The following is a 23,025-nucleotide window of genomic DNA, read 5'->3' on the forward strand; positions in this document are numbered from 1 at the left end:
AAAATGAACCCCAAATCACCCCGCAAAATTACCCCCCTCTGGCATTCCTGCCGGGTCTCCGTGGTCATCAAGGCACTGAATGAGGAAAAACGCATCCGGGCGACCATCGAGAGTGCGCTGCGCGCTGTTTCCACCGTGGGAGGAGAGGTCATTCTTGCCGACTCCTGCTCGACCGACAGCACAGTGGAACTAGCATGTACTTACCCCATCCGTATCGTCCAGCTGGCCAATCCCAATGAGCGCTGCTGCGGCGTGGGCCCGCAACTGGGCTACCAGCATTCGCATGGCGACTTCATTTATATCCTCGATGGCGACATGCAGATGCAGGAAGGCTTTCTTGAGAAAGCACTCGATTTTCTGGATGCCCATGAAGACGTCGCAGGCGTCGGCGGACGGGTGGTGGAGCAAAACACCGCGAGCCTGGAATACCTTGCGCGTGGAGAACGCGCCTCGCCGCACCTGCTGCCTGGCAAGGTCGACCGGCTCGACGGCGGAGGGCTTTACCGTCGCACAGCCATTGAGGCCGCAGGCTATCTTTCCGACCGTAACCTGCACAGCTATGAAGAATTTGACCTGGCCATCAGGCTGCGCGCTCTCGGCTGGCATCTGTGGCGCCTGCCGGTGGATGCCGCCAACCACTTTGGCCACGATGCACCACCCTATCGCTTGTTGATGCGGCGCTGGAGCACCCGCTATATCTGCGGGCTGGGCGAACTGGTCCGCGCTGCCGCCGGCCAGCCCCGACTGCATCTGGCGCTGCAGGGCCTGCGGGAACTGCGCCTGTACATGGCCGTCCTGGGCTGGTGGGCGGTCATGGCCAGCCTGGTATTCTGGCCGGTATCGGCTCCCCTGCGCATGGCATTCTTTTGCATCATCGTCACGGCGCCGGTGTTGCTGATGACCTGGCGAAAACGGTCTGTCACCAAGGCCCTCTATTCGGTGATCTCATGGTGCTTCAATGCCGCGGGCCTCATACGCGGCCTGCTTCGCCGGCAACGCCCGGCTGGCGAGGCCATCGCGAGCCGGATACTCAAGGACTTCTCAATGGCGCCTCGCCAGGCAATTCAGGGGAGCGCCCATTGATCGGCCCCGATGGAAGCCCGCAGAAGCAGCAGGCGACGCAGCAATTCACGGGCGTACAAATTCTGAGGTTTGCCGCGGCCATGCTTGTCGTGGTCATGCACATTACCCAGGCCATTTCCATCCACATCGGCGGAACCGGCCCAACCCATTATTGGGCAGACGGCTCCGCAGGCGTAGACATCTTTTTTGTCATCAGCGGGTTTGTCATGGCCATGTCAACATCGGCACTGCCTTCCGACGCTGCGTCGCGGGTCAATGCCGCCTGGGTGTTCATGCGGAGGCGCTTGCTGAGGATCGCACCGCTCTACTGGTTCTATACCTTGTTGAAGGTCGTCCTCTTGCTGGCTTTGCCGACCCTCGCATCCCGCGCATCCGTGGAACCGGGGCATCTGACCGCCTCCCTTTTGTTCATCCCTGCCGTGAGCCCGTGGGGCCTCGTATTGCCCGCGCTGCCCGTCGGCTGGACGTTGAATTTCGAAATGCTTTTTTATGCGGTTTTTGCGGCAGCCATTGCCCTGGGCGCACCACGCATCCGGTTTTGCTTGCTGGTTTTTCTACTGATTTTCACGGCTGGTCGGTATGTACCGGACTCGGTGGTGCTGGGTTTCTACGCCCAGACCATTGTTTTCGAGTTCATTCTTGGAGTCTGCATTGCCTATGCCTTTTTGCATTTTCGGCATGCATCGCCAGGAGCCGGCCTGATCGTCATGACCGCTGGCGCGATGTTCATGTTTATCCCTGACTGGGGGCACTCGGCCGACCGTTTCGCCACCTGGGGCTGCGGTGCTGCGCTGGTTGTCCTCGGGTCAATCTGGCTCGAGCCATGGACCTTGCGCGCACCACTGGCTTCCCGTCTGTCTTTCCTGGGTGACGCTTCCTACTCCATCTATCTCTCGCACACCTTCGTGGTACCGGCCGGTGTGCTGGCGCTGAAAAAACTGGGCGTGCAGGACAGCCTGGCCATCGTGCTTGCCGTGGGCACGGCCGTGGTGGTTGCAGGCTGCATCTCGTACGTGTGGCTGGAGCGTCCCATGACCACCTTCTTCAAGCGCGCACTCTTTAGAAAGCCCGGTCTTTCTTATCAAGGTACAGGAAAGTAATTATGAGAAGTGAATCGCTGCCGCATTCGGCCGCACGAGAACGCGAGGGGCGCTATATCTACCTTGCGTGTCCCTGGACGCCCAAAGGCGGCGGCATGTTCAAGGTCGCGGACTACCTGATTCAGGCCCAGGCGTTTTCAGCCCCTGCCGATGCGGCGGAACTCCGTCCGCTTGACACCCGCGGCGGCGCCAACGCGCTGTATTCACTTTGGGTGCTGGCAACTGCCATGGCCAGAATAGTGCGCGGAAAACTCAACGGCCGGCTGGCGGGTGTCCATGTGAACATGGCCGAGCGGTTGAGCCTCTTTCGCAAGAGCGTGATCATCATTGTCTGCCGCGCCCTCGGTATTCCGGTGGTGCTTCATTTGCACGCTGCGCAGCTGCATCATTTCTACCGGTCGTTGCCCCGTCCGCTGCAGATGCTGACGCGCTGGGTATTTTCGCTGCCGGCCAGTTGTGTGGTGCTGGGATCATCCGCACGGCGTTTTGTGGTCGAAGAACTCGGCGTGCCGGCCAATCGCGTGGAGATCGTTATCAACGGTGTTCCCGAACCTACCCATGCACGGCGCATAGCCTCGGAACAAATCGTGCAGCGCGTGCTCTTTTTGGGAAACCTGTCGGAGCGCAAGGGGGTATCGGATCTTTTGCAGGCGCTGGCGCTCCCGGGATTTGATGCCTCACGAACCGAAGTGATTCTGGCCGGCGGCGGCGATATCGAAGCCTACCGGATAAAGGCAAAGCAACTGGGCATCGAAGCACTGCTTGATTTTGCCGGCTGGTCCGACCAGCAGCAGGTCGCACGCCTGATGGCTCGCGCCGATGTCCTGGTATTGCCTTCTTACGACGAGGGCCTGCCACTGGTCATCCTGGAGGCCATGGCCAACGGCGTTGCGGTGGTCTGCAGCCCGGTAGGCGAAATACCTTCCGTGTTGACCGATGGGGTCAATGCGTGCTTTGTGCAGGCTGGCGACGCAGCCGGTATTGCCAGGGGCCTGCAGCAGGTGCTGAACGAGCCTGCGCTGAGGACTTCACTGGAGCGCAACGGCCGGGCACTTTACGAACAGAACTTTTCCCTTGCCCGTTTCTTTGCCAGCGTTGCGCGCATCCACCAGCGCAATTTCGGCGTAGCAGCCCAACCGCTGCGCACCACCGCCAAATCTGTCCCGGACACCCACCTATGATCACGCAGGCCAATGACATTCAGGCCGGCAGCCGCCTTCAGGCGGACGTCTGCGTAGTGGGTGGCGGCCCTGCGGGCATTGCATTGGCGCTCACCTTGTCGGAGCAAGGGCATTCCGTGCTTCTGCTGGAGTCGGGGCAGCTGCAGGCGCACGCTCCCACCCAGTCGCTCTGCGAGGGAGAAGTCGCGGATGAGCGGCTGCACAGCCCACCCGGCAAATATCGCCAGCGGCGCCTGGGGGGATCCACCGCGATCTGGGGCGGACGCTGCATGCCCTTCGATCCCATTGACTTCGAGACCCGCAGCTACATTCCGCACAGCGGGTGGCCGCTGTCTTACGAAGACCTGCGACCCTACTACCCGCGTGCCAATGCCCTCGCGGAAGCCGGGCGGTTCATTTATGACGCGGGTGAAGCCCTGGAGCCGGAAATCGGTCCGATGATTGCAGGGTTCGACAGTTCGCGCGTGCTGACCAATGGGCTGGAGCGGTTTTCCTGTCCCACGCATTTCGGCAATCGCTATGCACGGCGGCTTGAGCTGGCGCCCAATATCCAGGTACTGCTGGGAGCCAACTGCACTGCAGTACGGCTGCACGCCGACGGAAGGGCCGTCCGGGAACTCGAGGTACGCACCTTGGCAGGAACACACTTTTGGGTGACTCCGAATACCACGGTACTGGCCATGGGCGGGCTCGAAACGGCGCGTTTGTTACTGGCGTCGCGGGATGTCGTTCCGCAAGGCGTCGGCAACCAGCATGATGTGGTGGGGCGCTACTACATGTGCCACATCGCCGGGAATGTCGGCACCCTGACCGTTCATGGGCCCGTCAGCAATGTGCGGCACGGCTATGAAATTTCCCCGGAAGGCATCTATTGCAGGCGCAGGCTGTCTGTGGCCGCCCACGAGCAAAGGCGCCTGGGCCTTGCCAATGCAGTCGCCCGCCTGCACTTCCCGCGCATCACCGATCCGGTGCATCGCAACGGGGTGTTGTCGGGGCTGTTCCTGGCCCGCAAGCTGATCAGCTACGAATACGGCAAGCGGCTCAACGATGGCCACGCCCCCACGGCAGGGACTTACGCCCGCCACCTCCTCAATGTGGTGGCCGACCCTCTGGACACCACGGCTTTCCTGGCCCATTGGCTGGCCAGGCGCTCCTTCGCTGAACGCAAATTCCCGTCAGTGATTCTGCGCAACCGCACCAACCGCTTCAGCCTTGAAGTTCATGGTGAGCAAATACCCCAAGCCCACAGCCGGGTCACACTTGCCGGCACTGTCGATGCGCTGGGCATGCCTCGCCTGAAGGTGGATTGGCGCTACAGCCAGGCGGACATCGACTCCGTCCGCAAAACCCTGGACGTGATGGCTGAAGAATTCGCGCGCAGCGGAAAGGCCCACTTCGACTACAACCGCCAGACCCTTGAGGACGACCTCGTGCGCTTCGGCGCCTACGGGGGACACCACATCGGCACCGCACGCATGGGCGATGACGTGCGCACCAGCGTGGTCAATGCCGACTGCCAGGTTCACTCGGTGCACAACCTGTTTGTAGCCGGAAGCGCCGTTTTCCCTACGTCAAGCCAGGCCAATCCGACTTTGACCCTGATTGCCATGTCGCTCCGGCTGGGCGACACGCTGTCGCATCGCTTGCGTGCAGAGCGGACACCGATCCAGTTGAAGGAGGCCGCATGAAGGTACTGGTATTGGGAGGGTCAGGCCACATCGGCAGGCGCCTGCTGGAAATGCTGCACGGCACTTCGTGGGCGATCCCCACGGGAGCGTCCAGACAGAAGAATCTTTCGAACGGCACGGAAAAGTTGCGGGCCGAATGGCTGGAACTAGATACCCGAGACGCTGGGCAACTTGCGGTGGCACTAAAAAACTTCGACGCGGTTGTTAACTGCGTGGCGGGCGATGCAGCGTCGATTTCTGAAGGCATGCACGTCCTGGTCGACGCCGCGCTCAAGGCAAACTGTCCGCGCATTGTTCATTTGAGCACCATGTCGGTTTATGGCCCTGCAGAAGGCCTTATCCGTGAGGGTGCGCCACGTGATCCCAGCCTGGGTTGGTACGGCCGTGCCAAGTGCGAAGCGGAAACCAGTCTGGAGGAATTTACCCGTCGCGGCGGTGCAGCCGTGATGCTGCGGCCAGGCTGTGTTTTTGGCCCTGGCAGTGAACTCTGGGTCGGACGCATCGGCCGATGGCTTCAGTCCGGGCGTCTTGGCGACCTTGGCATCGCTGGCGATGGTTGGTCCAATCTTGTCCACGTGGACGACGTTTGCCAGGCTCTGCTGGTTGCACTGCAGCTGCCGGTGGCTCCAGGCGAGTTGCCGGCTTTCAATCTGGCTGCGCCGGACAGTCCTCGCTGGAACGACTACTTTGTTGACCTGGCTCTCGATATCAGGGCAACGCCGGTGAAACGCATCGGCCGGCGCCAGCTGAGCGTGGACTCCTGGGTAGGTGGCCCACCACTCAAGGCAGCTGAGCAGGCCTTGAAATTTCTTGGCATCACCGGCCGGCGGCTTCCCGATGCGTTGCCACCGGGATTGCTCCGTTTGTGGTCCCAGCACATTCAACTCGACTCGCAGGCAGCAACGGAACAATTGGGATTGGCGTGGACACCTTATCGCACCGGTGTGCATGACTCGGCCCGGTGGTTCCGTACCGGGGCATCAACCAGCGGCCAAACCATGGAAAAAATAGTATGCCTTCCCTGAAAGCCGATATTCACCGGAAATTTGGACGATCCGACGGGCATCTGGCATTGAAAGGCGCCCTTCTGGATCCGGCATTTCGCGTGGTGGTCACCTTGCGTCTTTGCCAGGCAGCCCAGCAACTGCCGCCTGCATGGCGCTGGTTCGCGATGGTTCCTGCACAGCTGCTGTACCGACTGACAAGCCAGCTGGCGGGGATCGAAATACCCTGGCGAACCACCATTGCGCCCGGACTTGCACTCACCCATGGCCGCGGCATCGTCGTCAACGCGAACGCACGTATCGGCAGCAACGTCACGCTGTTTCATGGCGTAACGATCGGGCAGCGGGATTACATTGACAGTGAAGGCCGGCGGAACACCGTTTACCCGGTGATTGAAGACGATGTGTGGATCGGGCCGCACGCGATTGTAGTGGGCGGCGTGACTGTGGGGAAAGGCAGCAGGATTGCCGGCGGAGCGTATGTCTTTGAGAACGTCCCCCCCTACAGCGTGGTGATGGGAAACCCCGGGCAGATTGTTAAAACCAACTGCACACCGGATGTAGACAACCGCTACGCGCCGGTAGCCGTAGACGAAGAAAGCCAGCACTCGCGGCCGCAACGTCAATCGCTCGCAGTGAATGCCGGATCAGCGTCGGTTCAGCGAGGCCAGGCGCAAGGCCCGCGTTAAAAATAGCGGATTGCCTATCACGTAGCGCTGAAACAACCGGCGCGGCTCCAGCGCCAGGCGAAACAACCACTCCAGACCGGCCCTCTGCATCCACAGCGGCGCTCGCGGTGTTTTTCCACCCAGAAAGTCAATGATGGCTCCGCCGCAAACGATCAGGCAGGGAAAGTCCAGCAAGGCACGCAGTCTGGCCGCCACTTCCTCCTGCCGGGGCATTCCCATGCCGAGCACGATCAGCGCCGGTTGGTGCTGAACTGCCAGCAGGGCGTATGCCTCAGCATCCAGGAAGCCATCGGCTGCAATAAGCTGGCTGTGGGGAGCCAGTTCCTGCTGGACACGCAGCCGGCCCTTGGCCAGATAGGGATCACGTGTACCAAACAACGCAATGCGGCGGCCGTCAAACGCCCGGATCAGTTGCGGAATGAAGTCCGTCCCATTGAGATTGAGGCCGGGCTGCATCCGCAGCAATTTAAACAGCGTTGCCATGCCGGAGCCGTCCCTGAGCACCAGGTCGGCCGAATGCATTGCCTCAAAAAAAGGAACCGACGCCACCATGGAATTCATCGCATGCGCATTGGCGAAAGCCAGTACCTGCGGCCTTGCAGGGTGGCTAAGGGACGCCAGCAGTGCCTGGCTGTCGACAGGGCTTTGCACCCGCTCAATCTTTTCCACCAGTAGCGACCAGCGCTGGCGCCAGTCAGCAGGGCTGTCAAAGGAAGAACTCAGCATGGCCTCACCCATCCATCCTCCGGCATGACAAAATCATGGTCATGTTGAACACCGTAACCCCGGGCAACCCCTTGCGCACCCTTCGCATCCTGGCGGGCATCACCGTCGTCCTGACGGCCGCAGCGCTTTACATTCTTGGCGCGCAGCCCGTTGCCGTTGGGCTGTTCCCTGCGCCTTGGGACAAACTGGCACATCTGCTCGTCTTTGGCATGGTGGGCGCGGCTGCCGGTATTGCAAGCGGAACGCGCGGCTGGCGCATGGCCCTTTGCTGCGTAGCCAGCGCCGTCATGGTAGGTGCCATGGATGAGTTGCATCAGGCTTTCCTGCCGGGCCGGACAGCCAGCTGGTCTGACCTGGCAGCGGACGCCGCAGGCGGGCTTCTGGGAGCCGCCGCGCATGAGGCAGCCTATCGGCTGGGGGCTGGCCGCTTCTTCAGGCATCGTTAAGCACGGAGCCCACCAAAGCCACGCCGAACTCCCGCAGACTGTGGGTGAAACGGGTCATTTGCGGCATGGAACTCATGTTCTGCCTCGCCACAACCAGAGCAGCCCCTGCGCGGACGGCCACCGTGTGCGCATCGGCACATTCGCTGGCAGGCGGGGTGTCGATGATGATGACGTCAAAGTCCTCGCCCAATGATTGCAGCAGTTTGGAAAATTCCTGCCGCCCAAGCAGCTCCTGCGGATTAGGCGGAATGACCCCCGCAGGCAGTACCGACAGATCCTGCAGGGCCGGTATGCTGATGACCGCTTCCGGCCCGGCGCGGCCAGCGAGCATGTCAGACAGGCCCGCAGTCGCCCCAAGGTTAAAAAGCTGGTGCTGCCGTGGCGTCCGCATATCCGCGTCGACCAGCAAAGTACGCTCCCCGAGCTGTGAAAACACGATGGCCAGGTTAGCCGCGATATAGCTGCGCCCTTCTTTCGCGCCGGCGCTGACAATCGCCAACCCCCGGCGCTCGGCCCCGGTGTCAAACCAGCGCAGCATCAACTGGCTGCGCAGCGCACGCAACTGTTCAACCGGCTGGCTGCCCGGCTGGTACGCCGCCACCAGCTCCCGGCTGAGCTTGGTTTCATTGGCAAGGTAGGGATAGTCAAACTGGACCGAGAGGGCAAAACGCACATCGTCGTCACTCAGCAGGCCCAGGGCCTTGCCGGAATCGCCAAAGCGCAAGCCACGGTCCCGTTGAAAATGGAGGATACGTTCGGCATCCGGAGGCGACAGCCGACCGGCATCCACCAGGATTGTCCCCATGGAGCGGCCGGCACCCGTGGCCGGTTTGCTGGGAACTGTCAGGGGAACCGATCGGATCGTCGGAGCGTTGTTTCTATTCATGCTGTCCCTCCATTGCCTAGCATCAGGCGGCGCGAACCGGGAAGCCTGCCGCTTCCTCCATCCGAAGAAATGCTTGCCAACACAGGCAGGCCCAATATCTGCACAAGGTCTTCGGCAGAGCGCACGCGGCGGTTGGCCAGTTCCAGCAGCAATCCGCATGCAATGCCGAGCAACGTCCCGCCAAAAGCAGCGACCAGCAGATTCACCAGCAGTTTCGGGCTCGAAGGGTTGACAGGAGGCGTTGCCATGTTCAGCCGCACAACATTGGTCTGGTTGCTCAGGCTCTGAAGGCGTGTCTGCGATGCACTCTGGCTGACAGCCTCAAAAGCGCGCTGGGCCGACTCGACATCGCGGCGATATACATTGAGCTCGTCCCGCTGCTTGTTCAGTTCGAGGACACGCGCTTTCTGTGCACCCACCGCGGCCTGCAGTTCACGCTCCCGGTCTTTGCCCACGCGGTAGGTTGTTTCGATGGATGCTGTGATGCGCGCAGTTTCGGTTGCCAGCCGGCTTTTCACAGCGGCCAGTTCGGATTCAGCGCGTTGCCGCTCAGGGTGATTAGCCCCGAGGCGCACACTGATTTCCTGTACCTTGGCCTCCAGCCGCGAAAGATCGGCCTTCAGGCCATTGATCAGGGGACTCTGCATGACTTCAGCGACGGTATCTCCGCGGGAGCTGCGTTTGCTCTGGCTGTCGGTAGTCTCGCCCTGCACAGTCGTGAGCTGGGAAGAAATTTCCCCCAGCTTCGCAGTCTCGTAGTCCACACGCTCGTCACTGCTGACAATACCGGCCTTCTGCTGGTACTCCGACAGGCGCGCCTGAGCCTCCTCAAGTTTCGCGCGAGATGCCTTGGTCTGATCATCAAACCATTCGGCGTAGATCTTGGCAGGTTCCGTCTTTAGCGACAGATTGGTATCGAGATAGGCCTGGGCAAAAGTATTGGCCGTAGTGGCGGCGACATCCGGATCGCTGCCCTTGTAGGTGATGTTGATCACGTTGCTTTCGCGCGCGGGCCGTACATCCAGTCCCTTCTGCAGGGACTCAGCCAGCCAGCTCTCCAGCGACCCGCGTCCATCGGTGGCCTCAAGCCAACGGGCTTTGGTGCGCGGATCTTCATCCAGCTTGAGCATTTTCACCACGCGCTGGGCCACACGGTCACCGCCGATGATGTCCACCTGTGTCGCCATGTAGCTGGGTGCGACCAGGCCGGGCAAGGCCGCGCCGCCGGCAACCGGATCAGGTGAACGCACGTCAACCAGTACGGCGGCCTGGGCGGTGTACTTGCGGGGAAGCGCGAGGCTGACGGCCAGCGCGGCCAATATGGCCACCAGCATGACGAGCACAACAACCCGATAACGGGCCCGCAGGATCAGCAGGAATTGATGGAGTGTCATGATTTAAAAGAGGCTTTCACGAACATAGATCACATCCTCGGCGCGAACGGGGTCGGTGAGCCGGGGGGTTGTTTCCACGACCTTCCCCGCCGCGTCGCGGCGATGCAGGCGCAGCCGGTTTTCACTGCCGCGCACCGTGGGTCCGCCGCCCTGGGCAAGCGCCTGCATCACGGTCATGCCCCGCTCGATGCGGTACGGTCCGGGGCGCTGTGCCTCGCCGTAGATATAAAACATCGGCGCCTTGTTGACATACAGCGTGTCTCCGCCCGCCAGCACAATGTCTTCATCTGATTTCTCGTTCAGAAAGAGTGCCGGAATATCAATCACTTTCCGAAACGGCTTACCCTCACGCTGGCCGGTCAGGATCAGTACATCGTCACCCGTAGGGGTCACACCGCCGGCAGCAGCCAGCATGTCGCTGACACGGGTGTTGAATGTTTCCAGGGGGAAACGGCCCGGGCGGCTTACCTGCCCCAGCACGGCGACCTGATTGCCCCGTACCTGCCGCAGGACGATGTTGACCTGCGGTACCTTAACGAAACCGCCGGTGCGCAAGGCATCTGCAATTTTCTTCTCGGCCTCTCCAATCGTCAGGCCACCCAGCTGAACGCTGCCAATCAGGGGATAGCTGATCACGCCGCTTTCAGATACCCGTGCGTCGACCGAGAGATCCGGACTCTGGTACACCTGCACGCCAATGGAATCGCCGGCGCCCAGGCGATAGTCCTGGTTGGTCGGCACAGCCGCAGCACCGGCAGCAGCCGGTGCAACGGGCGCAACCGGAGCTGTCACTGCAGCAGACTGACTTGATGCGGCCGGCTGGGCGCACGCGGGAACCGTCATCGCCAGAAGCAAGGCCAATAAGACCGGAGGAAAGTTACGAATCATGAATTTCATCTTGTTGTCGCCTTTTCGGAAAGCAAAATGTCTGTAAAGGACGCCGCAGGCTGGGGCCACGCCGGCGCCTGAAAGCGGGGTTGGTTGAAGGATTCCATCAAAAGCTCGCTTGTGCTGAAAGACCAAAGGCATTGCTGGTGTAGTCAAAACCCGGCTCAGTGGATTTGCGCCTGTCGCGCTGCACTGAAGCTATCAATTTGAGGGCACGCAGCGCCTGCCACTCAAGTGCCAGGGAAACCAGATTGCTGGTGTCGTGGCGGTCCGTTGCGGCAAAGCCCGGCAAAGGCCCCCGGAAGTCGCGTGCGCCGTGGTCATAGCGCAGGTGAACGGCCGTCTTCTCGCTGGGCTTCCAGGTCGGCGCGATAAAGAAGCGATAGCCTTCGTAATAGCTGGCTGTAGAAGTCTGATAGCTGCCCAGTTCCCGCACCAGGCCTCCGGCAAGGCTTGTCTTTGCCGTGATGTTCCAGGTCGCATCAAGCTGGCCGGTAAAACCCGAAAAATCCCGCGCAGCCAATCCATCGTGCTCGCGGTCGAGGTGGGACAAGCGCGCCCGCAGGGTGGTTTTTCCGGTTGGCGCCCAGTCCAGCCGAACCTCATGCTCAGTATCCGTAAAGCTCCCCGCAAACGTTGGCGACGGCACCCGGCCCGGATAGTCACCGTTGCCCCGCTTATAGCGATAAGCCATGGAAGTGTTCGAGGGGAAGACATAGCGTACGCCGCCCTCGGCTCCCCGAATTCGTGAGTCGCCTTCAAAGGTGAAGGGCTGGCTGCTGGTGCTGGTGCGTTCGAAAAGTCCGCCAACCAGCCGCCACGCACCATCGAGCTCGTATTCCGCATCAAACACGGTCGAGCGGTTGGTCCGGCGATTGAGTTGACCTGAGTTCTGGACGTCGGCCGTGTTGTCGACAAATTCCCGCCGGTCGGAGGTCAGGTTGCCATGCAAGGCCGGCGTAAAACTCCAGCGCCAGGCGGCGGCGTAATTCACCGCGGTGAAATCAAGATTGGAAAAGCGGCTGTAATGATGGTCTTCGACCCCAGCGTCGAGCTCAAATCTCTGAAGCCCGAAAGGCTTGTTTATCTTAAAACCTGCTGTCGTCACCGAAACTGTGTCCGCGCGGTCCGTGGTTCCTATCAATGCCTGGGCATTCGCTGTATCGGACAACCGGAAGACATTGCTGTCGTGCGTGACGGATTGCCCGGCCTTGAACTGAAGGGTGTCAAGCTCATCGGCATGCACCGCCAACGGAAACAGGCTCAGCAACAAGAGCGGAATGGGAAGGAGGTCGCGGTGAGGCATCAGCTGTCCTTTTTTTGCTTTTAGTAAGCCGCACTGTCCTTGAAGACCAGGCGGATCGTTTTCAGAATGATGAAAAAATCGAGCTGCAGCGACCAGTTGCGCAGGTAATCCAGGTCGCAATCGATACGCGACTGCATCTTGTCGAGCGTGTCGGTTTCGCCGCGCTGCCCATTCACCTGAGCCCAGCCGGTAATGCCGGGCCTGACCTTGTGGCGAACCATGTAGCCCTTGATGAGAGAGCGATACATCTCGTTGTGTGCCACGGCGTGCGGTCGCGGGCCGACGATGCTCATGCGCCCTTGCAATACGTTGATGAATTGCGGTAATTCGTCGAGCGAGGTTTTGCGCAGAAAAGCGCCCAGGCGGGTGATCCGCATGTCATTCTTGCGAGCCTGTTGAATCGTGCCACCGTCCTCGGTAACAGCCATGGACCGGAACTTGTAGACCAGAATCTGCTCACCGTCCAAGCCATAGCGCCGCTGCTTGAAAATGACAGGCCCCGGAGAGTCAAGCTTGACCATGATCCCGATCACCAGCATGACCGGAAAAATCAGCAACAGGATCAGCAGTGACAGCGCGATGTCGCTGGCCCGCTTCAGTACGCCGCTGACACCCCGGAACGGCGTATCGCAGACAGATATCACCGTGACCCCGCAGACCGAATCGCTGCGGCCCTGTATCAGGTCGGTAATGAACATGTCGGGGACAAAATAAATCGACGCTGTGGTGTCCTTCAGGCCATCAAGCACCTGCAGGATGCGCGGCCGCGATGCCATGGGCAAGGACAGATAAATAAACTGGATACGGTGCTGCTTGACGTAAGCCGGAAGGTCGTCAATTTTTCCCACCAGTTGGTAGTCATCCTGTGACTCCCTGCGGTCTTCCCCGCGGTCGTCGAAAAAACCCTTCAAATCAATGCCCGAATACGCCGAACCTGTGATGTGCCGGGCCAGAGAAACGCCCTGCTCGTTCATACCGACGATGACAGCACCCCGAACCGCCCCCTGCAATTTCAGCAACTGCGGAGCGGCAGCACGCAGAGCCACATGCGCACCCGCCTGGGCAACCGGCGCGACCCATAGCCAGTTAACCAGTACCGTCATGGAAAATTTATAGAAATATTCGGTGGCAAAACCCGTCAGCAGCAACAAGCCGGCAATCCATATCCAGTGAAATGCAATCTTTGAGAACACCTTCCACACGGGCAAACGCAATTGGGAGGTACCGGGAAACGTCAGCGAAAACACGATGACCGACAAAATTAGATAGGCAGGACGCACCGACCCTTCAAAGAACAAAGCCAGTCCCCAGAGCGAGAACACCAGAACCAGAGGGTCCAGCGCGGCCTCCACTGCGGTGAAAAGATGACTTCGACCCAACCCCATGGAGCGGGGTTCGCGCCGGTTAAGCCATGCCGAGGCTGAATTGAGCGGATTGACATCATCCATGCAAGCTCACCCGCGTAATCCTGGAGACAGCCTGGGCCCGGTTAAATACGTTGAGCTTCTGGAATATGCGCTGCATGTGATTCTTCACCGTATAGCCACTGATGTTGAGGATGGTTCCGATCTCGGCATTGGTTTTGCCCATGGCGACCCAGGCCATGATTTGCGTTTCACGTTCGCTCAGGCCGGACGCGTCGTCGGCTCCGTTGCGTACCGTAACGGCGGCTTGCGGGTGCTGCTGTGGCAACAGCGCCATCTGCCGCAGCGCGTTATCAATGGCAGGCATCAGCATCCTCATGGCCTTCAGCCCAGACTCCCTGGGAATCTCATCTGCACGGAAAAACGCATACAGACAGTCCTGGTGCGCCCTTTCGTCATGCATCGCGTGAACGAGCACCGAGCGCATACCCGCCAGGGTACGGGTGAAGGAGCCCGGCAAGCTCGCATTGCCCAGCAAATATTCGAACTGGCTGAAATTGAGGAGGCAGGGCTGCCCGCCGGCCGCCACCCAGTGGTCATGAAGCCGGCCAAGCAAAAAGGGCACGCCGTCTGTACCGGCTGCATAAGAACGTACGCCAGGCAATTCAGAAAGAATGTCGTGCTGGATAGCACCTTCCTGAAAGTCGCCCCAGCCCACCATCAGGATGTCATGTGGAAGGGAATACTGGACGTCACCGCGCAACCATTCGAGCAGGTCGGCGTGCCGGGTGATGGCCGTAGCCTGCGTTATCAGCGCCGTATAGTGCGCAGGATCTTCGCTGAAAAGCGGAGCGTGAGATTTCATGCCTTGATATCACTTCCTGTGTTTTGTTCTGCCCCCTGCCTGCGTGTGCAGGCGTGGCAGAAGGGACCCACTGAGAATCGTCTAGCTTGGTATAAGTCGCAATACCAAAGACGGCACAGTTGATGTAGGAACAAGACGACTCAGTGTAGGGTGGCAGGCATGCAATTGAGATGTCAGACCCCGCGCGTATTGGTTGCAACTACGTAACAGCTGTGCGCTTGATGGCAGTTGCTTCGCAAAACGATACGGCTTGCAACAGTTTGCTTTCTTTTGGCGCACGGCCGTGGCTGCTATTGACTACGCTGCGCACATAATTTGTGCACGCAGTTGCAGCGAGCAAAACAGCAAAGAAACAAGAAGAGGAACGCAAGGCTGATGACCGGTAAGAAAATGAAGCGCAGCATGGAAGTGGATACGGTAAGGGGCATCGCCTGCATCTTGCTGGTTCTGTTTCATGTGGTAGGGGATACGCCCTCAGTGGGCCTGAAGGTTCCGGAGGGGCACTGGTTGCAGATGTTCAATGAAGGGCTGGCCTATATCCGCATGCCGCTCTTCTCTTTCATCTCAGGCTATGTGTATGCATTTCGCCCCTATGAAGGCAATGCTGCTGAATTCATTAAAGGCAAGGTCCGGCGGCTGCTGCTCCCCCTGATTACGGTGGGAACTATTTTTGCCGTCGTGCAGGCCTTCACGCCAGGCGCCAACTCATCGGTCAACCAGTGGTGGCTGTTGCACATTGAGCCCGTGGGGCACTTCTGGTTTCTTGAAGCGCTTTTTATTGTCTTCCTGGTTGTTCTGCTGCTGGAACACCTCAACGCACTTTCTACTGCGACCGGATTTGCAGTGGCTTGGGCGCTCAGCGCGGTGCTGTTTGACTACTTCAGCCCACCCAACTATTTCGCCGCCCGCGGCGCTGTTTACCTTCTGCCTTTTTTCCTGGCCGGGCTTGCCTGCAAACGATTTGACATCGGGACGCCAACGGCCCGGCTTGTGGCGGCGGCCGTATTTATTTGCGCCGCTACCGGGGCCATGCTTTTTCCGCAATTTTCCGAGCAGGGAAGTTCTGTGGCCGCACTGGCGCTCGGCGTCTCAAGCGCCTTTCTTCTTTTGCGGAGTGGCTGGAGTTTCGCGCCCCTGGCCTACATTGGATCCTTCTCATTTGCGATTTACCTGCTGCATGTTTTTTTTACGGCAGCGAGCCGTATCGCCTTCAGGAAATTGGGTATCACGGACACCTATGTCCTGATGACGCTGGGACTCGCCGCCGGGATTGCTGGCCCCGTCGTATCCGCGCTGCTTATCAGCCGGCACGCAGGCCTGAATCTGTGGCTGCTGGGAACTGTGCCGGGCAAGCCGAAAACCAATCCGAAGCCCGTGGTAGCAGCCTGAAGGATCGGGGCTCGAGCCAGCGGCCCATTTCATTCGGGCGCCAAGCCGCTCATCACTGGCGGCGTCCTGGCGCCCCAATCAGTGACTCTGCCGCCGCGGCGAATCCTGAACGGCTCGAACGTCGGAGCAGAAGCCGTGCCGCCGGAGTTGCACGATACTTTTCTCCGAGCATCTTCCAAATCAGCACCATCTGGCGGCTGCATGGAACGACTCCTCTTTCGAACTAAACTGCCTCACGTACCGCAGGCAATCGGACCGGCGCGGGCATGCCGGCGAGTAACCAACAAAAAGATAGAGACAACATACCCATGAATATCGTCATCACCGGCGGCGCCGGATTTCTCGGGGCCAGGCTGGCCCGGCAACTTCTGGACGCGGGGCAATTGGCTCTTGCGGGCAGCGCACCGCAAACCATCCGGACAGTGACACTGGTTGACAGGGTGGCGCCGCCGGCCGCGCTGGCCGCGGACAACCGCATTCGAACCATCACCGGCGATCTGAGCCGGCTGCTGGAAGACGGTCATCCGCAAGCACTCGTGGTGACAGAAAAAGACACGCTGATATTCCATCTGGCGGCGGCAGTCAGCGGTGAATGCGAAGCGGATTTCGACCTTGGCATGCGCAGCAATGTCGATGCTACGCGTGCGCTGCTGCAGGCGTGCCGTGCCCTGAATACATCGCCCACCGTCGTATTCGCCAGTTCGCTTGCAGTGTTTGGCAATTCACCCGAGCAACCACTCCCGGCGGTCATCGATGACAGAACGCTGCCCACACCGCAGAACAGCTACGGCATCCAGAAATTTATCGGTGAACAACTGGTGGCTGATTACGCGCGCAAGGGCTTCATACGCGGGCGCAATGTGCGTCTGATGACGGTGAGCGTGCGGCCCGGAAAACCCAACGGTGCGGCATCGAGCTTTCTCAGCGGCATTATTCGGGAACCCCTTGCGGGAACGAGGGCACAGTGCCCTGTTCCTCCCGAAACGGCCGTGGCTCTTGCGTCGCCCGGACGTACGGTGGAGGGATTGATTCGTGCTTCAGAGGCTACCGACACCGAATGGGGCGCCCGCACAGCCGTCAACCTGCCGGCCCTCAAGACAACGGTCGGTGAAATGGCGCAGGCGTTGGCCCGGGTGGCCGGCAAAGATGCGGCGGGACTGATCGACTGGGTGTACGACCCTGTCATCGCAAGAATCGTGGGCAACTGGCCCGCCGATATCGACGCAGCACGCGCGCGGTCGCTGGGCCTGCTGCCTGACAGTGATTTTGAAAGCATCATCGCGGCGTACTTAAGCGAAAACCCGCGCACGACCGCAGATGCATCGCGGCAATAATGCGTGTGCTTATGGTCGGAAAATCCTGATGCAGAACCGGCCCCAGTCGTCCACAAAATTCCCGGCCCGATCACTCAACGGAGACAAACAACATGAAGCTTTCAAAACTGATTATCGGTATGACGCTCGCAGCGGGATTCATGGCGTCTGCAAATGCACAGACCACCATGAAAATCAGCATTTCCACGGCCCAGAATTCGCATCAGGGCATTGCCATCGACACTTTTGCCAAAGAAGTCGAGAAACGCACAGCAGGCCGCTACAAAGTCCAGACCTTCTACAACGGGGCCCTGGGCGGCGAACGCGAATCCATCGAGGCCGTGCAGCTGGGCACCCAGGAGCTGGCCTTCTCCTCCACCGGCCCCGTACCCAATTTTGTCCCCGAGACCAAGATCCTCGACGTTCCCTTCCTGTTCCGGGACAAGGCGCACGCGCGCGCCGTGCTGGACGGCCCTATCGGCCAGAATCTCCTGACCAAATTCGATGCCAAGGGCTTCAAGGCGCTGGCCTGGGCCGAAAACGGTTTTCGGCACATGACCAACAGCAAGCGGGACGTGAAAGTTCCGGAGGACCTGAAGGGACTGAAGATGCGCACCATGGAAAATCCGGTGCATATCGCTGCGTACAAAGGCCTGGGCATCATCACCACGCCCATGGCTTTTCCCGAAGTATTCACGGCGCTGCAGCAAGGCACGGTCGACGGCCAGGAAAATCCCCTGTCTGTGATCATGTCCGCCAAGTTCGACCAGGTGCAAAAGCACCTTTCACTGACCGGCCACGTTTACTCACCTTGCATTTTCTTGATGAACAAAGCGGCCTTCGACAAGCTCAGCGCTGCCGACAAGACAGCCTTCGTTGATGCCGCCAAGGAAGCGACCAAGGCGAACCGGGCCCGCGTGGACCAGGACGATGCCAACGGTGTAGCCGAGCTGCGCAGCAAAGGCATGACCGTGATCGAAAACGTCGACAAGGCGAAGTTCGTGGCAACGCTGGCGCCGGTCAACGCTGAATTTGAAAAGCAGTTCGGCAAAGCCAACATCGACGCGATCAGGAACTACAAGTAAACCGTACCGCAACTATTTTGCTACTTTTTTTGTAGCTGCTTACGCCCGCCGCCATTGGTCTGCGGGCGTTTTCATTGCAATTCTCAATTCTCCTCATGTATCGGCGCATCCATGAAACAAGCTTTTCTCCAACTTGAACGGTGGACCACCGGCTTCTCCATGCTGGTGGCCTGCGTGATGCTGGTCATCGCATCGGGGCTCGGTGTGTTCCAGATCCTGACGCGTTTTGTCTTCGAGCAGCCTGCAGAGTGGAGTGAAATTCTGATCCGCCTCAGCCTGATCTGGATGGTCTTTATGGGAATTCCCATGGCTTTCCGCCAGGGCGCCATGGTCAGCGTGGATGTGCTCTACCGCTGGAGCCCACCCCGCATCCAGCGGGTGCTGGACTGGCTGGTCTGCATCGCCGCTCTGGCCCTCGTCGCAGTCATCGTCTGGTGGGGCTGGGACTATTCCCTTCGCGGGCGTGTGCAGTCCATGGCCGGCCTTGAATCCATTTCCATGTTCTGGGGTTATGTGGCCATGCCGATCGGCGGCATGTTCTGCGTGATCGGCATCATCGGCAACCTGATTGACACGCAGCGCAATGAACTGGAGACAGCACAATGAAAACCCAAGATGGATTTCACCCCGTTCAAGCAGGGGCCGCGGAACCGGCTTTGCCGGGCCGCAGGCCGGCGGACCCTTTCCCCGTGCAAGGGGCAGGGAACGGCCGCAGGCTCAAAGTGAGTGACCGTGGGGGCCAAGAATGACCGCGGTAATGATCTCGACCATGGTGCTGTGCTTTGCACTCACCGTTTCCGTGGCCGTTTCCATCGGCCTGGCGTCCATCTTCGGTATCCAGGCGTCCAACGCCAACATGCTGATTTCAGTCAAGGAGATGTTCTCCTCGATCAACAAGTTTCCGCTGGCCGCCATTCCCTTCTTCATCCTGGCCGGCAACCTGATGGAAACCGGCGGCATCTCGCGCCGGCTGGTCGAATTCGCCAAAAGCATTGTGGGAGGCGTGCAAGGCGGTCTGCCCATGACCTGCGTGCTGACTTGCATGATTTTTGCGGCAGTGTCCGGCTCCTCTGTGGCCACCACTTTCGCCATAGGCGCCATCCTGATACCGGCACTCATCAAGCACGGCTACCCTACCGCTTACGCTGCGGCCCTGCAGGCCACCAGCGCAGAACTGGGCGTGATTATTCCGCCGTCCATCCCCATGATTCTTTATGGCGTGAGCGCCGAGGTCTCGATCGGCGAACTCTTCATTGCCGGCTTCGGCCCGGGGCTTTTAATCGGCGGCGCATTGATGCTGTTCGTGCACCTGTACTGCCGCTGGAAGGGCTGGGGCAAACAGGACGGTGACGGCCGCCTGAGCTTTGGTAAGGCGACCTGGCAGGCGGGCTGGGCATTGCTGATGCCGGTGATTATTCTGGGCGGGATTTATGGCGGAATTTTCACGCCGACCGAAGCCTCTGCCGTGGCGGTGTTTTATGCGCTGGTCGTGGGCATCGTGATCTACCGCGAGATCAAGCTGGCCGACCTGTACGTCATCCTGCGCAAATCGGTGCTCTCCAGTGCCGTGATCATGTTCATCATCGCCAATGCCGGGTTGTTCGCCTTCCTGATCACCCGGGCCGGCGTGCCGGACGCCATAGGCCACTGGCTGGAAGCCGTGCTGCAGTCGCCCGCCCTCTTCCTGTTGGGCGTCAACGCGGCGCTATTCATCATCGGCATGTTCATTGAAACCAGCGCAGCCATCATCGTGCTGGCGCCCATCCTGGCGCCAGTGGCAGTGCATTTCGGCATTGACCCGGTGCACTTCGGGCTGGTGATGGTGGTCAACCTTGCGCTGGGCATGATCACGCCGCCATTCGGCGTGAACCTGTTTGCAGCCTGCACCGTCGCCAGGATATCGCTGGACCGCATCGTGACCCACCTGCTCCCGTTTGTATTGGTGATACTGGCTTGCCTGATGGTGATCACTTACGTCCCGCAGCTGTCGCTGGCTCTGCGGGATCTCGTCTACGCAAAATAGCTTTTCGGACAGGATTCACGAGGCTGTCATTTTCAGCAGCCATGCTCGGGGTTTCATTTCAGGATGAAATCCATGCAGCTTCACAAAACCGACCGTGCCCGTGCCGAGCTCAAGCCCGGCGTGAGAACGCTAGGCCAGCGCGAGCGCACCCTGCTGCTGATGGCCGACGGCAGCAAGTCGGCCCAGGACTTCCGCCCGCTGTTTGAGGGCGACGGCGAAGCCATTGCCCTGCGCCTTTTGCGCGACGGCTTTCTGGAAGCCCATCCCGGCAAGACGTCCGCGCCGGCAAAAAACCCTGCGCCTGCACCCGCCCAAACACTCACGCCGGCGCAGTTACAGAACTTTCCCAGCCCCGAAACCACCCAGGCCATTCAGGTCTCTGCCGATCAATTTGAAGGCAAGCGCTCGCTTGCCACAACCCGGATGTTCCTGTTCGACATCTGCGAACGCATGTTCGCCCGGCGCAACCCGGAGATGGCCGAGCGCTTTCGCGAAGCGCTGCGCAATGCCAAAGACCGCGAGACCATGCTCAGCGCCTCGCGCGAAATGATCGAGGAAATCGAAAAAATCGCGGGCCACGAGCGCGCCGACTCCATCAGCGAGCGCATCGCCATGCTGCTGCCGCAGCACCAGGCCGCCTGATCGAGCCGACAGCGGCTTCCGTTACACTCAGCGGTGTCAGGAGAGAGTTTTCCTCGCGAAAACCGCCGAAGGCGCACGAGCACCCGGGGGGCACCCCCCTTGAGTAGCACTGAACGCTCAGGCAAAAGGACTGGCAACCGCCCTGCGGCGCACCACGCGGCAAGGCGTTCCCTACTGGAGAGAGGCCGCCTTTCACGGGCAGCCCACCGAAGGAGCAAGCCTGCATCGCCGGGTGAATCTCTCAGGTAAAGTGGACAGCAGGGGCAGCCCATGGATTGAGAACAAGTTCTTGCCATGACCGTGTTTGCCCCCTGGAGAATGCCTTGTCCGATTCGTCCACCTCTTCCGCCGCCCCCGAAACCTTGTTGAAAACGCCCCTGCATGACCTGCATGTGGAGCTTGGCGCGCGCATGGTGCCTTTCGCGGGCTATTCGATGCCAGTGCAGTACCCCGCGGGCCTGATGGCGGAACACCACCACACACGCCAGGCTGCCGGCCTTTTTGACGTGTCCCACATGGGCCAGCTACGCCTGGTGGGTGCTGATGCCGCAGTCGCGCTGGAATCCCTGATACCCGTTGATGTGATCGACCTGCCCGCCGGCAAGCAGCGCTACGGCCTGCTGTTGAACGACGACGGCGGCATCATCGACGACCTGATGTTCTTCAACCGTGACTATGCGAACGGCGGCGACCTGTTTGTCATCGTCAACGGTGCGTGCAAGGCGGGCGACATCGCGCACATCCAGGCCAAAATCGGTTCGCGCTGCGAAGTCATCCCCATGCCCGAGATGGCTCTGATGGCACTGCAGGGCCCGCAGGCCGTCACGGCCTTGCAGCGACTGGCGCCAGGCGTCGAAAAGCTGGTGTTCATGACCGGCGGGCGCTTCACCGTGGCCGGCTGCGACTGCTTCATCACCCGCAGCGGCTACACCGGTGAAGATGGCTTTGAAGTCTCGGTGCCTGCTTCGCAAGCTGACGCACTCGCACGCGCGCTGCTCGCGCAACCTGAAGTCAAACCCATCGGCCTGGGCGCGCGCAATTCGCTGCGGCTGGAAGCGGGCCTGTGCCTCTATGGCAACGACATTGACACCACCACCACGCCGGTGGAGGCCAACCTCAACTGGGCCATGCAAAAGATCCGCCGCACGGGTGGCGCACGTGCCGGCGGCTTTCCGGGTGCGGACAAAATCCTGGCCCAACTGGCAGACCCCGCCCTACTCACCCGCAAGCGTATCGGCCTGGTGGCGCTGGAGCGCGTTCCTGTACGCGACCACACCGAACTGCAAAGCACCGACGGCATGGCTATCGGCGAAGTCACCAGCGGTTTGTTGGGCCCCACCATCAACCAGCCCGTCGCCATGGGTTACATCAAACCTGAGTTCGCTGCGCTAGGCACACGCGTGAACGCCATCGTGCGCGGCAAGCCGGTGCCCATGGAAGTGGTCGCCATGCCTTTCGTTCCCGCCCGCTACTACCGCGGTTAAGCACCAGATCAAGCTCCCCGTTTTATTCACCCCACTCAACCCCTGGAGAACCTCATGACCGTCAAATACACCGAAGACCACGAATGGGTCAAGATTGAAGGCAACGTCGCCACCGTCGGCATCACCGTGCATGCGCAGGATGCGCTGGGCGATGTGGTGTTTGTGGACCTGCCGGCTGTCGGCACCACCTTCGCCCAGAAAGAAACCGCCGGTGTTGTCGAATCCGTCAAGGCCGCGGCCGACGTGTATATGCCCTTGAGTGGCGAAGTCACCGAAATCAACGAAGCCCTAAGAGACGACCCGTCTCTCGCTAACAGCGACCCGATGGGCGCCGGCTGGTTTTTCAAAGTCAAGCTGTCCGACCCAACGCAGCTTGACGCGCTGATGGACGAAACCCGCTACACCGCTTTCGCTGCCTGATTTTCTGACCGATTCTTTTTTCTGACTCCTGGCTGCCAAGCCTGACACG

General features: G+C 60.3%; 22 protein-coding genes and 2 riboswitches. Of the genes, 15 read left to right on the forward strand and 7 right to left on the reverse strand.

The window, feature by feature from the left end; genetic code table 11:
- Positions 1–3: 3 nt before the first annotated feature.
- Genes AC1DWQ_RS00320 through AC1DWQ_RS00345 form a run of 6 tightly spaced genes read left to right on the forward strand, consistent with a single transcriptional unit; the run spans position 4 to position 6,745 of the window.
- Positions 4–1,083, forward strand: a complete 1,080-nt coding sequence (locus AC1DWQ_RS00320) for a glycosyltransferase family 2 protein (RefSeq protein WP_477667863.1) — start codon at positions 4–6, stop codon at positions 1,081–1,083.
- Entirely contained in the window at positions 1,080–2,183 is a 1,104-nt protein-coding gene (locus AC1DWQ_RS00325) for an acyltransferase family protein (RefSeq protein ID WP_477667864.1), read from the forward strand. Before AC1DWQ_RS00320 ends, AC1DWQ_RS00325 begins: the two co-directional genes overlap by 4 nt.
- A 2-nt stretch (positions 2,184–2,185) precedes the next feature.
- Positions 2,186–3,364: a glycosyltransferase family 4 protein gene (locus tag AC1DWQ_RS00330; protein ID WP_477667865.1), complete on the forward strand. Its 1,179-nt coding sequence runs from the start codon at positions 2,186–2,188 to the stop codon at positions 3,362–3,364.
- Positions 3,361–5,052 carry an FAD-dependent oxidoreductase gene (locus AC1DWQ_RS00335; RefSeq protein WP_477667866.1) on the forward strand — a complete coding sequence of 564 codons (1,692 nt, stop codon included), beginning with the start codon at positions 3,361–3,363 and terminating at the stop codon, positions 5,050–5,052. Before AC1DWQ_RS00330 ends, AC1DWQ_RS00335 begins: the two co-directional genes overlap by 4 nt.
- The gene (locus AC1DWQ_RS00340; protein WP_477667867.1) at positions 5,049–6,077 is read left to right on the forward strand and encodes an NAD-dependent epimerase/dehydratase family protein; all 1,029 of its coding nucleotides are present in this window, start codon (positions 5,049–5,051) and stop codon (positions 6,075–6,077) included. Before AC1DWQ_RS00335 ends, AC1DWQ_RS00340 begins: the two co-directional genes overlap by 4 nt.
- Entirely contained in the window at positions 6,065–6,745 is a 681-nt protein-coding gene (locus tag AC1DWQ_RS00345; protein ID WP_477667868.1) for a serine O-acetyltransferase, read from the forward strand. The genes AC1DWQ_RS00340 and AC1DWQ_RS00345 overlap by 13 nt, the downstream gene beginning before the upstream one ends.
- Here the strand turns inward: AC1DWQ_RS00345 and AC1DWQ_RS00350 are convergent.
- Positions 6,704–7,471, reverse strand: a complete 768-nt coding sequence (locus tag AC1DWQ_RS00350) for a WecB/TagA/CpsF family glycosyltransferase (protein ID WP_477667869.1) — start codon at positions 7,469–7,471, stop codon at positions 6,704–6,706. The two genes, AC1DWQ_RS00345 and AC1DWQ_RS00350, sit on opposite strands and share 42 nt — an antisense overlap.
- A gap of 41 nt (positions 7,472–7,512) precedes the next feature.
- Here AC1DWQ_RS00350 and AC1DWQ_RS00355 point away from each other — a divergent pair, with 41 nt between their 5' ends.
- Positions 7,513–7,917: a VanZ family protein gene (locus AC1DWQ_RS00355; RefSeq protein WP_477667870.1), complete on the forward strand. Its 405-nt coding sequence runs from the start codon at positions 7,513–7,515 to the stop codon at positions 7,915–7,917.
- Here AC1DWQ_RS00355 and epsG read toward each other — a convergent pair.
- The 6 genes from epsG to epsA all read right to left on the reverse strand — a co-directional run bounded on the left by epsG (position 7,904) and on the right by epsA (position 14,620).
- Complete coding sequence (gene epsG / locus AC1DWQ_RS00360) at positions 7,904–8,803, reverse strand: chain length determinant protein tyrosine kinase EpsG (RefSeq protein WP_477646209.1); 900 nt, start codon at positions 8,801–8,803, stop codon at positions 7,904–7,906. The genes AC1DWQ_RS00355 and epsG overlap by 14 nt on opposite strands.
- Complete coding sequence (gene epsF / locus AC1DWQ_RS00365; RefSeq protein WP_477667871.1) at positions 8,800–10,197, reverse strand: chain length determinant protein EpsF; 1,398 nt, start codon at positions 10,195–10,197, stop codon at positions 8,800–8,802. The genes epsG and epsF overlap by 4 nt, the downstream gene beginning before the upstream one ends.
- Before the next feature lie 3 nt (positions 10,198–10,200).
- Positions 10,201–11,085, reverse strand: a complete 885-nt coding sequence (gene epsE / locus AC1DWQ_RS00370; protein ID WP_477668899.1) for a polysaccharide export protein EpsE — start codon at positions 11,083–11,085, stop codon at positions 10,201–10,203.
- A gap of 106 nt (positions 11,086–11,191) precedes the next feature.
- Complete coding sequence (epsL, locus tag AC1DWQ_RS00375; RefSeq protein ID WP_477667872.1) at positions 11,192–12,511, reverse strand: XrtB/PEP-CTERM-associated polysaccharide biosynthesis outer membrane protein EpsL; 1,320 nt, start codon at positions 12,509–12,511, stop codon at positions 11,192–11,194.
- Complete coding sequence (locus AC1DWQ_RS00380) at positions 12,412–13,839, reverse strand: undecaprenyl-phosphate glucose phosphotransferase (protein ID WP_477667873.1); 1,428 nt, start codon at positions 13,837–13,839, stop codon at positions 12,412–12,414. The genes epsL and AC1DWQ_RS00380 overlap by 100 nt, the downstream gene beginning before the upstream one ends.
- Complete coding sequence (epsA, locus tag AC1DWQ_RS00385; RefSeq protein ID WP_477667874.1) at positions 13,832–14,620, reverse strand: XrtB/PEP-CTERM-associated transcriptional regulator EpsA; 789 nt, start codon at positions 14,618–14,620, stop codon at positions 13,832–13,834. The genes AC1DWQ_RS00380 and epsA overlap by 8 nt, the downstream gene beginning before the upstream one ends.
- Positions 14,621–14,995: 375 nt before the next feature.
- On the opposite strand from epsA, the gene AC1DWQ_RS00390 reads away from it, so the two are divergent.
- From AC1DWQ_RS00390 to gcvH, 8 genes are all read left to right on the forward strand, one after another.
- Positions 14,996–16,009 carry an acyltransferase family protein gene (locus AC1DWQ_RS00390; protein ID WP_477667875.1) on the forward strand — a complete coding sequence of 338 codons (1,014 nt, stop codon included), beginning with the start codon at positions 14,996–14,998 and terminating at the stop codon, positions 16,007–16,009.
- A gap of 308 nt (positions 16,010–16,317) precedes the next feature.
- Positions 16,318–17,343, forward strand: coding sequence for a D-erythronate dehydrogenase (gene denD / locus AC1DWQ_RS00395; RefSeq protein WP_477667876.1), 1,026 nt, complete (start codon positions 16,318–16,320; stop codon positions 17,341–17,343).
- Between the two features lie 92 nt (positions 17,344–17,435).
- Complete coding sequence (locus tag AC1DWQ_RS00400) at positions 17,436–18,407, forward strand: TRAP transporter substrate-binding protein (RefSeq protein ID WP_477667877.1); 972 nt, start codon at positions 17,436–17,438, stop codon at positions 18,405–18,407.
- A gap of 111 nt (positions 18,408–18,518) precedes the next feature.
- Positions 18,519–19,013, forward strand: coding sequence for a TRAP transporter small permease (locus AC1DWQ_RS00405; RefSeq protein ID WP_477667878.1), 495 nt, complete (start codon positions 18,519–18,521; stop codon positions 19,011–19,013).
- A gap of 139 nt (positions 19,014–19,152) precedes the next feature.
- Positions 19,153–20,430 (forward strand): TRAP transporter large permease, encoded by a 1,278-nt coding sequence (locus AC1DWQ_RS00410; RefSeq protein WP_477667879.1) that lies wholly within the window; start codon positions 19,153–19,155, stop codon positions 20,428–20,430.
- Positions 20,431–20,502: 72 nt separating this feature from the next.
- Positions 20,503–21,072: a hypothetical protein gene (locus tag AC1DWQ_RS00415; RefSeq protein WP_477665657.1), complete on the forward strand. Its 570-nt coding sequence runs from the start codon at positions 20,503–20,505 to the stop codon at positions 21,070–21,072.
- 27 nt (positions 21,073–21,099) lie between these two features.
- Positions 21,100–21,215, forward strand: a riboswitch (glycine riboswitch).
- A 21-nt stretch (positions 21,216–21,236) separates the two neighbouring features.
- Positions 21,237–21,340, forward strand: a riboswitch (glycine riboswitch).
- 55 nt (positions 21,341–21,395) lie between these two features.
- Positions 21,396–22,556 carry a glycine cleavage system aminomethyltransferase GcvT gene (gene gcvT, locus AC1DWQ_RS00420; RefSeq protein WP_477667880.1) on the forward strand — a complete coding sequence of 387 codons (1,161 nt, stop codon included), beginning with the start codon at positions 21,396–21,398 and terminating at the stop codon, positions 22,554–22,556.
- Positions 22,557–22,610: 54 nt separating this feature from the next.
- Positions 22,611–22,976, forward strand: coding sequence for a glycine cleavage system protein GcvH (gene gcvH / locus AC1DWQ_RS00425; protein ID WP_457280135.1), 366 nt, complete (start codon positions 22,611–22,613; stop codon positions 22,974–22,976).
- Positions 22,977–23,025 lie beyond the last annotated feature (49 nt).

Source organism: Polaromonas sp. P2_G11 (assembly GCF_056403595.1).